Source organism: Devosia sp. UYZn731 (genome assembly GCF_040546795.1).
Classification (GTDB): Bacteria; Pseudomonadota; Alphaproteobacteria; order Rhizobiales; family Devosiaceae; genus Devosia.
Genome location: NZ_JBEPOL010000006.1, coordinates 201,604 through 215,382, shown reverse-complemented (window position 1 = coordinate 215,382; position 13,779 = coordinate 201,604). Strand labels below are relative to the sequence as shown.

Annotated in this window: 10 protein-coding genes; 3 read left to right on the top strand and 7 right to left on the bottom strand. The window is 63.2% G+C overall.

Annotated features, from left to right (window positions below):
* Nucleotides 1-3 precede the first annotated feature (3 nt).
* Both ABIB57_RS16260 and ABIB57_RS16255 read right to left on the bottom strand, forming a co-directional pair.
* Entirely contained in the window at nt 4-1,302 is a 1,299-nt protein-coding gene (locus tag ABIB57_RS16260) for an ABC transporter substrate-binding protein (protein ID WP_354042160.1), read from the bottom strand.
* Nucleotides 1,303-1,557: 255 nt separating this feature from the next.
* On the bottom strand, nt 1,558-2,262 hold the full coding sequence (locus ABIB57_RS16255; protein WP_354042159.1) for a TetR/AcrR family transcriptional regulator: 705 nt from the start codon (nt 2,260-2,262) through the stop codon (nt 1,558-1,560).
* 187 nt (nt 2,263-2,449) lie between these two features.
* Between ABIB57_RS16255 and ABIB57_RS16250 the strand changes: the two genes are divergently transcribed.
* The 3 genes from ABIB57_RS16250 to ABIB57_RS16240 all read left to right on the top strand — a co-directional run bounded on the left by ABIB57_RS16250 (nt 2,450) and on the right by ABIB57_RS16240 (nt 5,717).
* Nucleotides 2,450-3,574, top strand: coding sequence for a Gfo/Idh/MocA family protein (locus ABIB57_RS16250; RefSeq protein ID WP_354042434.1), 1,125 nt, complete (start codon nt 2,450-2,452; stop codon nt 3,572-3,574).
* 158 nt (nt 3,575-3,732) lie between these two features.
* A complete protein-coding gene (locus tag ABIB57_RS16245; RefSeq protein WP_354042158.1) occupies nt 3,733-4,902 on the top strand; it encodes a dihydrodipicolinate synthase family protein in 1,170 nt (389 codons plus the stop codon).
* Nucleotides 4,899-5,717, top strand: a complete 819-nt coding sequence (locus tag ABIB57_RS16240) for a sugar phosphate isomerase/epimerase family protein (RefSeq protein WP_354042157.1) — start codon at nt 4,899-4,901, stop codon at nt 5,715-5,717. Before ABIB57_RS16245 ends, ABIB57_RS16240 begins: the two co-directional genes overlap by 4 nt.
* 76 nt (nt 5,718-5,793) lie before the next feature.
* Here the strand turns inward: ABIB57_RS16240 and ABIB57_RS16235 are convergent, their stop codons facing one another.
* From ABIB57_RS16235 to ABIB57_RS16215, 5 genes are all read right to left on the bottom strand, one after another.
* Nucleotides 5,794-6,228 (bottom strand): hypothetical protein, encoded by a 435-nt coding sequence (locus ABIB57_RS16235; RefSeq protein ID WP_354042156.1) that lies wholly within the window; start codon nt 6,226-6,228, stop codon nt 5,794-5,796.
* A 105-nt stretch (nt 6,229-6,333) separates the two neighbouring features.
* Entirely contained in the window at nt 6,334-7,530 is a 1,197-nt protein-coding gene (locus ABIB57_RS16230; RefSeq protein ID WP_354042155.1) for a class I SAM-dependent RNA methyltransferase, read from the bottom strand.
* 78 nt (nt 7,531-7,608) lie between these two features.
* Nucleotides 7,609-10,530 (bottom strand): FAD-binding and (Fe-S)-binding domain-containing protein, encoded by a 2,922-nt coding sequence (locus ABIB57_RS16225; RefSeq protein ID WP_354042154.1) that lies wholly within the window; start codon nt 10,528-10,530, stop codon nt 7,609-7,611.
* Between the two features lie 239 nt (nt 10,531-10,769).
* Nucleotides 10,770-12,737, bottom strand: a complete 1,968-nt coding sequence (locus ABIB57_RS16220; RefSeq protein WP_354042153.1) for an NAD(P)-binding protein — start codon at nt 12,735-12,737, stop codon at nt 10,770-10,772.
* A gap of 280 nt (nt 12,738-13,017) precedes the next feature.
* Nucleotides 13,018-13,767 (bottom strand): PadR family transcriptional regulator, encoded by a 750-nt coding sequence (locus tag ABIB57_RS16215; protein ID WP_354042152.1) that lies wholly within the window; start codon nt 13,765-13,767, stop codon nt 13,018-13,020.
* Nucleotides 13,768-13,779: the final 12 nt, after the last annotated feature.

Genomic DNA, 13,779 nt, shown 5'->3' with positions numbered 1-13,779 from the left:
CGGTCAGCTCTTGGCGCGGGCGAGGATTTCGGTGGCCTGCGCGAAGAAGGCCGGGCCGGCGTCCTGCGGGGACTGCTGGCCGAACGCAACTTCCTGGCTCTTGGTCTTGAGCGCGACGCCCACTTCACCGGCATTAGACGGTGGAGATGGCGGCAAGGCACCCAGCAGATCGCCGAGGTTGGACACGAAATTCAGCGCCACCAGGCTCTGCTCGTCGAGCGATGGCTTGATGGCGTCGCGCGTTGAGGCCTTGCACGGAATGCCGCGCTCGACGCCCAGAATGGTGGCGGCGTCGGGATTGGAGATGAAGAAGTCGATGAACTTGGCGCCTTCGGCCTGCTGCTTGGAGCTGGCACCCAGCGAGAAGAACATGGATGGCTTGCGATAATGGCCACCGCCGCTACCCGCCTTGATGCGCGGATAGTTGGTCATGGTCAGCTTGTCCTTGTTCACCGCCTGGAAGGCGATCAACTGGTTGGAATTGGCATAGGTGATCGGCGCCTTGCCCAGGGTGATCATGGTGTTTTCGATGGCGTCGGTCGCGTCGAGCGCCTGGTCGTCGGGCGACACTATAACGTCGGCAGCACGCAGATCGGCCCAGAGCTGGAACCAGTTGGTGATGTCTTCGGCGGTGAAACCGGCCAGACCATCGGCGGTATAAAGCGCCTTGCCCTGCTGGCGCAGCCAGTTTTCGAGGCCCGGCTCGCCGCCCGAATAGTCGCTCCACAGCTTCATGCCGGCGCGCTTGCTGGACGAATTCCACTTTTCGGCCATTGCGGGCAGGTCGGCATAGCTCAGGTCGCGCGTCGGCAGCTCAAGACCGGCTTCTTCGAAAGCGGTGGTGTTGACCATGATTGCCGTCGAATTGGCGCCCAGGCTGATGCCATAGAGCTTGCCATCGACCTTGCCGCCGTCGAGCTGGTCCTTGTCGAAATCGTCGAGGTTGAGGCCGTTGCCGATGAATTCGTCGAGCGGCGCGATGGCGTTGCGCTTGGCGTATTCAACGATATAGCGATAGTCCATCTGGATCACGTCGGGCGAATTGCCGCCGGCGGTCTGGGTGGCGAGCTTGGGCCAGTAATCGGCAAAGGCGAGGAACTCGCCGTCGAATGTCGTGCCCGGATTGGCCTTGGTATAAAGATCGGTCACCCCATAGGTGCGATCGGCGCGGGCCTGGCCGCCCCAGAAGATCAGCCGCATGCGGGTTTCCTGCGACATTGCGGGACCCACGCCGGCAGCAGCGGCGGCGAGCAGCGCGGTGCTGCCCATCAGGAATTGGCGACGGTCGATAGAGATACTCATATAGTTTCCTCCCGGTGAATTTCGCCGTCCAGCAGAGCGGACCGGCACAGTGGCCAGCGACCTCCCCGTCGCTAAATAACCAACTGGTTACAACTTTGGTTCAGTGGGCGCGCTGTGTCAACCCGTCCTGAAGCAATCTTGTATGGAAGTGTAACGCGGTTGGGGGGTGCAGGTAAAGGGGAGCTGTTACGGACTCGTTAACGCCCGGTTCGGGCCAGCAAGAAATCCAGCATGCTGGATGAACATCGGCGTTATTCACGCCGGTTTGGTGCGCAGATAGTCGAGCACCATCTGCACCGCCTGGGCCTCGCGCTCTTGCACCATGGCAAAGCCCGAAAGGTCGCGCCCGAAGATCACCGACAGCGTATTCATGTTGGACACATAGAAATAACCGAGGCCCGCTATGGAGATATAGAGCTGAACCGGATCGACATCGGAGCGAAAAACGCCCGCCGCGCTGCCGCGCTCGACGATCGCCTGTAGTTCCGCCACCAGCGGCGAATGCAGTTGCGGGATGTCCTTGAGCTGCTTGAGAAACCGCGCATTCTGCAAGTTCTCAACCGCCAAAAGCCTTGGAAACCAAGGGTTTGCCAGATAGTGCCGGAATGTGAACCGCACCATGCGCCCCACCGCCTCGACCGGATCGAACTGCCCCAGCGACAGTTCCCGCTCCCCCCGCCGGATTTCGCTATAGGCATCGAACAGCACCGCCGAATACAGCGCCTCCTTGTTCCCCCAGTAGTGATAGAGCAGCCGCTTGTTCGCCTTGGCCCGCGCCGCGATCGCGTCGACCCGGGCGCCGTTGAAGCCCTCGGCGCAAAATTCGTCCCGCGCGGCCTTCAGAATCGCCGCCTTGGTCCGCTCCGGATCGCGGGGGCGCACCGCAGTCTCGGGACCGCGCGGTGCAGTTATCCCCACCGCGTCAGGCTCCGGCAGGCCCAAATTGTCGCGCTCGTCCATGGCGATACGGTGTCCCCTGCTCGCGGTCGAATCTCTTATCCCCTAGCAATCCAACCGCGTCGACGGCAATCCTGGACGCTGGGTTAAGCACGGGTCTTGACGCTCTGCTTGTGTGGAGTGTATCTAAGTAACTAACTAGTTACAAGAAGGGAGACACGCAGTGGCGGAACAACGGCTAGGCCTGATCATGCATGGCGTGACCGGCCGCATGGGCTACAACCAGCACCTGGTGCGCTCGATCCTGGCGATCCGCGACCAGGGCGGCATCGCGCTCGCCAATGGCAACCGACTGGTGATCGACCCGATCATCGTCGGGCGGGATGGCGACAAGATCGAGCAGCTGGCGAAAAAGCACAATATCGCCCGCTGGGGCACCGATATCGATGCGGCTTTGGCCAATCCCGAGGACACAGTGTTTTTCGACGCCGGCACGACGCTGATGCGTGCCTCGCTGCTGGAACGGGCGCTGAACGCCGGCAAGCACGTGTACTGCGAAAAGCCGATTTCCGACGATCTTGACGTCGCGGTGGCGCTGGCCAAGAAAGCCCGCAATTCGGGGCTCAAGCACGGCGTGGTGCAGGACAAGCTGTTCCTGCCGGGCCTGCTCAAGATCAAGATGTTGGCCGATAGCGGCTTTTTCGGCAAGATTTTGTCGGTGCGGGGCGAGTTCGGCTATTGGGTGTTCGAGGGCGATTGGCAGGCTTCGCAGCGCCCGAGCTGGAATTATCGCAAGGGCGATGGCGGCGGCATAATCCTCGACATGCTGTGCCACTGGCGCTACGTGCTCGATAATCTGTTCGGCGAGGTCAAGGCTGTTTCCTGCCTCGGCGCCACCCACATTCCCGAGCGTGTCGACGAAAAAGGCAACCGCTTCACCGCAGATACCGATGATGCGGCCTATGCGACGTTCGAACTTGAAGGCGGCGTGATTGCCCAGATCAATTCGAGCTGGACCACCCGCGTGCGGCGCGACGATCTCGTCACCTTCCATGTCGATGGCACCCATGGCTCGGCCGTCGCGGGCCTCCACAAATGCTGGACCCAGCATCGCGTCAATACGCCCAAGCCGGTGTGGAATCCCGATCAGCCGCAGACGATGAATTTCTTTGCCGACTGGGAAGAAGTGCCGGATAATTGGCCGGCGCAGAACGGCTTCAAGGCGCAATGGGAAATGTTTTTGAAGCACGTCGCCGAAGACGCGCCCTGGCCTTACGGGTTGGAAGCCGGCGCCAAGGGCGTGCAACTGGCGGAACTCGGACTCAAAAGCTGGGCCGAGCGGCGCTGGCTGGATGTGCCGAAGCTGGAGTTTTAAGTGGGGCCAAAAAGGCCCCCTCACCCGGCCCAAGTGGGCCGACCTCTCCCCCAAGGGAGAGGTGTCGCAAGACCAGTCAATGTGCCCTTCTTCACCTCGCCCTTTGGGGGAGAGGTCGGCGCGTAGCGCCGGGTGAGGGGGCCTTTCGGAGGCGCATCATGCCGACCATCAGCCTGCCCAACCCAGACCGTTCCATCAGCGCCTACACTCTGACCGGAACCCCCATCCCGTTCATCAAACACAAGGCGAGCGATTTCAATCGCATCGCCTATGCCGCCGCCCATGTGGTGGCCGATCCGTTGGCCAACAACGACCCCTGGCTCACCCCGGCGATCGACTGGGACACGACGCTGAAATTCCGCCATCGGCTATGGGATCTGGGCCTTGGCGTCGCCGAGGCCATGGATACCGCCCAGCGCGGCATGGGGCTGACCTGGACCGATGCGCAGGAGTTGATCCGTCGCGCCCAGACCGAAGCGCGCACCCGCGACGATGCACTGATCGCCTATGGGGCCGGCACCGATCATTTGGCGCCGGGACCCGAGGTCACCATCGACCAGATTATTCGCGCCTATGAAGAGCAGGTGGGGTTCGTCGAAGGCGAAGGCGGCCGCGTCATCCTTATGGCCAGCCGCGCGCTGGCTGCGGCGGCGAAGTCCCCCGACGACTATGCAAAGGTCTATGGCCGCATCCTGAGCCAGGTGAAGCAGCCGGTGGTGATGCACTGGCTGGGCGAAATGTTCGATCCGGCGCTGGCCGGTTATTGGGGCCATGCGGATCACGACAAGGCCATGGATGTCTGCCTCGACGTGATCGCCGCCAATGAAGACAAGGTCGACGGGATCAAGATTTCCCTGCTCTCGGCGGACAAAGAGATCGCCATGCGCCGGCGGCTGCCGGCTTCGGTCAAAATGTATACCGGCGACGATTTCAATTATGCCGAGCTGATTGCCGGGGACGAGCAAGGCTATTCCCACGCCCTGCTCGGCATTTTCGACGCCATCGCACCGGCGGCATCGGCCGGGCTGGCGGCATTGGGACGCGGCAATAACAACGAGTTCTTCGACCTGCTCGAACCCACCGTACCGCTGAGCCGGCATATTTTTGCGGCACCGACACGGTTCTACAAAACCGGCGTGGTGTTCCTGGCCTATCTCAATGGCTTGCAGGACCACTTTTCGATGATCGGCGGGCAGCAGAGCACGCGCTCAATCCAGCACCTGGCCGAATTGTTCCGGCTGGCCGACAAGGCGCGGGTGCTGGGCGATCCGGATCTGGCCGTGGCCCGCATGAAGGCGGTTCTGGCTGTGCATGGGGTCGTGGCATGACCCAGATTTCGCTCAATCTGGCGACGACGCGCGAAGTCTGGGGTTTTAGGGACGCGGTGGACGGTTGCCTGCGTGCCGGCATTACGGCTATTTCCCCGTGGCGCGATCAGGTCGCGGCCATTGGGTTGGACGAGGCGGCGCGAATCGTTGCGGCCAATAATCTGCGCGTCACGGGCCTCTGCCGCGGTGGCATGTTTCCCGCCGAGACGGCGGAGGGTCGCCAAAAGCAGATCGACGACAATCTGCGCGCCATCGACGAGGCGGCGGCGCTGAATGCCGATTGCCTGGTACTCGTGGTCGGAGGCCTGCCGGGCTCATCCAGGGATATCGTCGGGGCGCGGCAAATGGTGACCGACGGCATCTCGGCGATGCTGCCCCACGCGCAGTCATCGGGCGTAAAAATCGCCATCGAGCCGCTGCATCCGATGTATGCGGCTGACCGTGCCTGTGTGAACACGATCGACCAGGCGCTGGATATTTGCGAATTGCTGGGACCCAATGTGGGCGTCGCGATCGACGTCTATCACGTATGGTGGGACCCATACCTGGCCGCCGCGATTGCCCGCGCCGGACGGCTGAACCGGATTTTTGCGCATCATATCTGCGATTGGCTGGTGCCGACTACCGATATGCTGCTCGACCGCGGCATGATGGGCGATGGCGTCATCGACCTGAAAGCTATCCGCGCCATGATCGAAGCTGCCGGCTACGCCGGCCCGCAGGAGGTGGAGATTTTCTCCAAGGATAATTGGTGGAAGCGGCCGGGCGACGAGGTTTTGGCCGTGATCAAGGAGCGCGTGGCGAGCGTCTGCTGAACGGCGGTTGCAGCGACCACAAAAAGGACCCCCGGGCAAGCCCGAGGGTCCTTTTTCATCTTGCGAAACCGGGTGCTTACGATGCGCGGTTATAGGCCAAGGTCTTGCACAGGACTGCGGCGCGGCAGCCCTGGATATCAACAGTGTCGGGACCAGTCTGGGTGACGGTCGCGTCGGCGCTGATGCCACCGGCGGTCAGCGAACCCTTCCACTCACTGGGACCGGTCTGTTTGGCCTGCATTACCTGCTTGCCCACAAAGGCGAGGTTTTCTTCGGTCGCCGATTCGCCTTTGAGCGTGGTCAGCACGGCGCAAAGGTCAGTGCCGGCATCGCCGCAAAGCGAAAATTTAAACGACGTGCCGTACTCGTCCACAAAGGTGCCGGTCGGACCGGCGGCAGCCGCAGCTGCTGGCGCTTCCGCAGCCGGGGCGGCGGCGTCCTGAGCGTAAGTCGGCAAGGCAGCGGCCGCAAACAGCAGGCCGATAGAGAAGGTCTTGGTGAGGATATGCATGGGATACTCCATTATAACAACGCCCGCCCCACGCAGTCGTTTGATTAGTGACGGAGCCAAACGCGCCTTGCGTCGATGCGGTTGCGTCGGCGCGGCAAACTGTCATCAACGACGGAAGGTTGCGGCGATCTCGATATGGGTGGAGTGGACGAATTGGTCCACCGCAACGAGGTTTTCCAGGCCATAGCCACCGCCGATCAAAATTGCGGCATCACGGGCAAAGGTCTTGGCATCACAGGCGACCATGACGATGGTTTTGACTTTGGACATGGAAAGTTGCTCGACCTGAGCTTGCGCCCCGGCCCTGGGTGGATCGAGGACGACGGCGTCGAATGCATCGAGCTCGTAGCGGGTCAGCGGTTCGCGGAACAGGTCGCGTGGCCTTGCGGTGATTTCGCGCAGGTTCTTGGTGAAGCGGCGCGCCTTGTCGAGCGCCAGGATACCGTGCTTGTCGTTGTCGGCGGCATAGACCGGGCGCGTTTCGGCGAGCCGTAGCGCAAAGGGCCCGACGCCGCAGAACAGGTCGGCCACGGCCTTGGACTTTCCAACGGCCTCGGCGACGTAATCGGCCAGGATGGTTTCGGCGGCTGCGGTGGCCTGCAAAAAACTGCCGATCGGCAATTCGACGCGGGCGCGGCCCATTTCCACGATCGGCGGCTGCGCCTGCAGCACCATTTCGCCGTTAAGGGCCAGCCGGGCCAGCTTGAACCGACCCATCAGGGGCATCAGCCGCTCGGCGCGGGCCTGCTTCTTTTCGGTGCGCACGGCAACGTCGAGCCCGGTCAAGGTCGCGGTGAAGGCAATGTCGGCTTCGCCAATGGCCAGCATGACGGCGCGGGCGATTTCTGGCGCGCGGGACAGGCCAGGCACGAGGATGGGGCAGGCGTCGAGGTCATGCACCTGATGGCTGCGCAGGCGCATATAGCCGGAGCCCTCCTTGCGCGCATGCATGGTGGCGCGGCGCCGGCCATTGCCGGAAGCGTCGACAAAGCGCTCGACCTTGGCGTCGATTCCGGCGAAGTGCAGCGGGGTTTCGATCAGTGCGGTCTTGAACGCCTCGTAGCTGGGACGATCGAGATGCTGCAGCTGGCAACCGCCGCAGGAACCGAAATGCGGGCAGAAGGGCGCGATTCGGTTAGCAGCCGGGGTGCTGATGGAGACCAGCGTCCCGCGATCGCCTTCCGCATCGAGTTCGATGACCTCGCCCGGAAGCGCCAGCGGCACATAGACCTTGCGACCGTCAAGCTCGGCGACGCCCTCGCCCTTTTGGCCCAGACTGGTGATGGTGGCGGTAAAGGTCATGAGGATCCGGGGCTTGCTGAAGGGGTTCAGTAGCCGGATGGGGCCGGTGGGGCAAGGGTGGAGGGCCGCCGGCCGCCGTCAGGCGACCGGGCGGCTCACATATTCCAGCAAGCTCGCTAGCCCCACAAAAGGGATGCCGGCCTGTTCGCTCAGCCCCGACGCGCATGTGGATACGGTCGACACACCAAGCGTACAGGATGCAGGTATGTCCTGCCGGACAAACCGCGTGGCGTGCTCATTCAATTCCGGAATGAACAGCCCCTTGTCACCCGCATAACCGCAGCAGGTGACGGAGGAGAGCACGGCGATTTCGGTGGCGCACGCACGGGCGATGGTTTCGGTGGCGGGCTGCTCCTTGAGGCGCTGGGCCGAGCAATTGTGATGCACGGCGACCACCGGCAGGGGCCGGGTGATGGTGAGGCGCGGCAGGATGTGGCTAACGAGGAATTCGGCGGAGTCCAGCACCGGTGCGGTGCCGGGGAATTCGCGAAGGTGCTTGGCGCAGGTCGACGCATCGGTGACGACGGGCACACCCGCACCGCCGGAAAGCGTATCGAGCTGGGTCTTGAGCGAACTACCGACGCTGGCGGCCTGTTCGGGAAAACCCTTGGACTGGAAGGGCTGGCCGCAGCATTGGCCGTTGAGGTGGTCGGGCATGACGGCGTCGAAGCCGGCGCGCTCCAGCAGAGCCAGCATGGCGTCGGGAACCGAGAGGAGATCATAATCCGTTTTGGGCGCACCGAACATGCGGGTGGCGCAGGACGGAAAATAGACGATACGCGGTCGCCCCGAGAGTGCGATGGGCAGGGGGAAGCCGGTGGTCTTGGCATCCTGGCGATCGACTGGCAGCGTTGGCGCGCCCGGGCCAGGCTTCAGCGCCCTATAGATGCGAGGCACACGCTTGCCGGTGAGGCGGCGGGCGGTTTCGGTGACAGCTTCGACCACGGGAGCGGAAACCACGGACTTGGCCATGTTGGCGAGGCCAACGCCACCGCGCATTGCGCTTTCGATACTGCCTGTATGTTGGGCCGCGAAGCCCGCCACGCTGCGGGCGAAGTCGCCGCGGCGTTCGGTGCGCTGGCCGATGATCATGGTACCGGTTTCGATGCCGACCGGGCAGCGCAGCGAACAGAGATTGCAGGCGGCGCAGGTATCGAGGCCGGCATATTGGAAATCGTCGTCGAGCCGCTTGAGCAAAGCAGGGTCTTCGCCACTGCGGCGCAGGCGCGCGCGTTCGCGCGTGACGGCGATGCGCTGGCGCGGCGACAGGGTCATCTGGTGGCTGGGGCAGGCCGGCTCGCAGAAGCCGCATTCGATGCACATGTCGACCAGGTCATCGGCCAGCGGCATGACCTTGAGATGCTTGATATGGACTTTGTAATCAGCGTTCAGCAGCACGCCGGGATTGAGCAGGTTTTCCGGATCGAACAAGGCCTTGATGCGGTGCATCAGCCCATAGGCCTTGCTCCCCCATTCGGCTTCGACGAAGGGGGCGATGGCGCGGCCGGTGCCGTGTTCGGCCTTGAGGCTGCCGCCGTAGCGGATCGAGACCAGGTCCGACAAGGCCTTGGAGAACATATCGAATTTGTGGGCGGCGTCGGGCTGGGAGAAATCGTCGCTCATCTGGAAATGCAGGTTTCCGGCCAGGGCATGGCCGAAAATGATGGCGTCGTCATAACCGTGATCATCAAGCAGGGCGCGCATGTCGAGCACGAATTCGGCAAGCCGGTCGATCGGCGCGGCGACGTCCTCGGTGAGCATCGAGGTGCCCTTGGGGCGAGCGGCCCCGCCCGAAGCGAAGAAGCCTTTGCGAACATCCCAAAGCGCGTGGGAGCGGTGCTCGTCGGTGGAGAAATCGATGTGGGTGGCGCCTTCGGAGGCCAGGAGCGCAACGGCCTTGGCGACTTCGGCATCGAGCGTCGTGGCGTCGGGCGCGGTGACGTCGATGAGCACGGCGGGAGAATTGTCGGTGAGGTAGGGGCGCAGCGGCGCAAGCGGTTCGAGGTGTTCCACCGTGGCCAGGGCGCGGCGCTCGATATATTCGGCGGCGGTGACGCCGGTGGTGACGTGAACGCCGTTATTGGCCAGCTTGATGATGGCGCGACCGGCCGATTGCGGATCGGGGAATGGCACCAGGGCCGTCGACTTGAACGGATGCTCGGGAACCGTGTTGTAGGTGACCTCGGAGACAAAGCCGAGCGTGCCTTCCGAGCCGACCATGAGGTGGATCAGGATATCGAGCGGGTCATGATAATCGACCAGCGCGTTGAGCGAATAGCCGACGGTGTTCTTGATTTTGTACTTTTTGCGGATGAGCGCGACGAGGTCCGGATCGGCCATCACTTCATGGTGCAGGGCATGGAGGCCGTCGAGCATGGCGGCGTGGCTGGCGCGGAAATCTGCGCGCGAGGCTTCGTCGCCACTGTCCAGCATGGTGCCGTCGGTGAGGACGATGCGCAGGCGGGCCATGGTGTGATAGGTGTTCTGCGCGACGCCACAGCACATGCCGGACGAATTGTTGTTGACCACGCCGCCGATCTTGCAAGTGGCCTGGCTCGCGGGATCGGGGCCGATCTTGCGATCGAATTTTTTGAGCGCCGCATTGGCATTGGCGACGATGATGGCTGGCCCCAGCGTGATCTGGTCGGCGCCGGGATGGATGCGCATGGTGCGCCAGCCATCGCCGAGCACGGCGAGGACGCCATCGGTGACAGCCTGGCCCGACAAGGACGTGCCGGCGGCGCGGAAGGTGATCGGCAGCTTTTCGGCACGGGCAGCGGCCATGACGGCGCGCACATCGTCCTCGGAATTGATGAACACCACCGCGGCGGGAATTAAGCGGTAGGATGACGCATCGCCGGACCACGCATAGGTCATCAGCGGGTCGGTCATCATCTTATTGGCGGTGATAGTGCCCTTCAGCCGGGCGACGAGACGCTCCCCTGCGGCCTGGCGGTCGAGCGGTTGCGGAGAGACTGGGGAAAGGGTGGCTTGCTGCATGGCGGGGAGACTAACATGTTAGTTGGGGGCAGCGAAATGGGTTTGTGGAGGTTTTGTGTTTTTGGGTGTGGTTGGGCACTGGGTTCTGGGCGCAGCGAGGACTGCCTACCTTAGGGAGGGATGGGGGTGCTGTGGGTCGAGCGAACTCGTCGCCATCGGATTGCGGAGCTGCCGACACCCCCACCCTGACCCTCGGGAGGGGACGATGGAGCCGATGGTGCGGTGGTCGTGAGGGAAACCTACAGCCCGATCATATCCAACGGTGGGCCGGGGAATTTGGAGAATTCGGCCAGCTTGGCCTTGTCGCCCAAAAGTTCGCTGACGGCGCGAGCGGCCTGGTCCATGGCGGAATGGGCATAGGCGTAGGCGCCGGCATCGGAATTGGCGATGGCGATGCGGCCCCAGCCCTTGCGCGAGGCCTCGATGGGCAGCGGGCCATCGGGCCAGAACTGGTCCCAGGGGCGCATATATTCGAGGGCGTAGCCGTGGCTCCAGCGATTGCAGGTGATAGCCTCGATATCGGTAGCGGCGTCGAAACCACCCGCCTTTAGGGCGCGATCCAGCATGTCGCGGATTTCGAATTCCATCTGCTCGAAGGTCAGGTCCATCAGGGCATAGCGGCCGGCTGTGGCCTGGTCGCGGGCGCCCATACTCGGATCGGGCGTGACGACGACCTTGGAGATATGCAGCAGCACCGGGTCATCGGGCTTATCGGCGAAAGCGTAATCGCCCATGGTCACCGGCATGTCGATATTGGCGCCATCCCAGAAGCCTGAGGGGCATTCGAAGCTATCGATGCCCAGCTTGGCGAAGGCCTGCCAGTTCTTGAGCTGCACATTGGTATAGATCAGCGGCACCTTGACCTGGTCGTTGAGGGCCTCGACCTGTGCGGGCGGCAATTCGCTGGTGATGTGGGGAATGACGCGGTGCCAGCAGGCCAAAACCACATTGGCGCCGGTGACGGTTTTGAGCCCGCCGTTTTCGACATAGGTCAGGATGACATTGGTGGCGTCGCTGGGCGGGCCATCATGGGCGACGCGGACCACCGAGGCGTTGAGGCGCAGGCGGGTGGTGTTTTCCGGGCTGTCGAGGACGCCGTAATTGACCTGCGCGGTCACGAGGTCTTCCATCGTGGTGCCGGGCACGGCATCGGGGATGAGGGCGCGGACCAAAGCACGGACGACGCCGGCATTGCCGTCGGGGAAATGATAGATGTAGTCGTCTGGATCGGTCAGCACGAGGCGACCGGAGGGGCTCATGGTCTTGTAGGGCACTTCGCCCAGGTCCATGCCGTCGAAACCCGGATTGCCATTGCCCCAGGCATCGAGCGCCGTGGTGGCCTCGACGCCGACGCCGAAATAGGCGCCGGTACTGGCCTGAAAATAGGCGATAAGTTGGGAATCGTAGCCGCAGGTCTTGGTCAGGAAATCCGCATAGGTGGTCTTGGACAGGATTTCGAATTTTTCCTGGCGCGATTTGCCCGGGAGATAATCGGGTGGGGAATCGATCAGCTCGACGAGGTTGGTCTTGGCGGTGTCGTTGAGCGGGGTCTGGCGCACCCAATCGGCGGCCAGTTCGGTGGTTTTGACCAGGGTATCGGTGCCGAACACTTCCTTGCGGAAGAACACCGATTCGCCGAGGTCGCGATCCTCGGACCAGGACTGGTCGTAATAGTCGCTGAATTTTTCGGTCTTGATGCCGATATCGACCAGCAGTTGTTTGACCAGCGGGGAAAAATAGCTCGGCGTCTGCAGCGATTCCGAGCCGCCATAGCCGATCAGCTTTTTGCCATTGGAGGCGGTGAATTCGTTGCGGCGAGCATGGCCGCCGAAGTCGTCGTTGTTTTCGAGGATGAGAATTTTGGCATCGGGCTGCTGCTGGCGCCAGAGGACCGCGGCGGCGAGGCCCGAAATGCCGCCGCCGACCACGACGAGATCGTAGTGCTCGCCAGAATTTTCGGGCTTGGGGGCCGTGTCCCAGAAGGTGCCGTCGCGCACGGCATGCATGATCTCCATGGCCTTGGGGCTATGGCCGCGCAGGCCGGTCAGCGCTGGTGGATAGGGAACCGGCATAATGGCGTGGGCGATGCCGGGCATAAGCGTGGTGGCGGCCGCGCCGGCGACGGTGAGGGCGACGCCGTTGAGAAAATCACGGCGGGTGATGGGGCGATCCATGCCCAGCGCCTTGGCGCGATCCGAAAGGCTCATGCGGCTTCTCCCTCAACGAGTTGCCAGTGGCAAGGTGGGGAGCATGGCGGGAAATTTTGGGGGTGGCAATGCGGGAGGGAGACGCCGAGTGTGGGGCGGTATTTTGGGGGGGTCTGCGGCCGTTCGTGAATGCGGGACTCGTCCGCCTCCCTCCCCCTTGAGGGGAGGGATTGAGGGTGGGGGTGTCGAGGCCTCAAGGAATACCGAGTTCGCGGTGGGCTCGACCCCCACCCTAGCCCTCCCCTCAAGGGGGAGGGGACCGATCGAGTGCTTGGGCGCTTTAGATATCCACGTCGTCTTCGCGTGGGGTGTCGGCGAGACCGTTGATCTCCGCCGCCGCCTTGCGCAAAATCTCGGCCAACCGGCGCTGCACGTCTTCGCTCTTGCCGCTGGCGGTCTTGATGGCGGCTTTGAGATCACGACGGGCGTCGTTCACTTCGGGCAGCACGTCGGCCATGTCGCGATCGGGGCCGAAGGGCCAGCCGGGTCCGGGGCCATGACGATGGCCGGGACCGCCACGACCGGGACCGCCGGGCTCGCTTTCACCGCGGTTGAACGGCCAGTCGCTTTTGGCGAACTCGCGGAAGCGGTTCATCTGTTCGCCCGCTTTCGCCAGAAAGCTCAGGGTCGATTCGATGGCTTCGCGATTGTCGGCCAGATGGGCGCGGCCCTCGTCGGTGATGGTATAGAGCTTTTTATTGCCATCGACTTGGCTCGTGACGTAGCCGGCCTCTTCGAGATAGGTCAGCGCCGGATAGACGATGCCGGGGCTGGGTGAGTAAAAGCCCACCGATTGCTCCTCGATCGCCTTGATCAGGTCATAGCCGTGGCGTGGCTGCTGCTCGATCAGATAGAGCGCGACCAGGCGCAGGTCGCCCGAGGCGAGCATGCGGCCGATGCGGAAATTGCCGCCCATATTGCCAAAGCCCTCGCCATCGCCGCCGCCCTGCGCGAAGCGGCCCCAGCCACGGCGGGCCATGGCTTCAAGCCGGCGCCAATTGGGTTCTCCGTCTCTGAAATATTGTCCCATGATGGGTCTCCG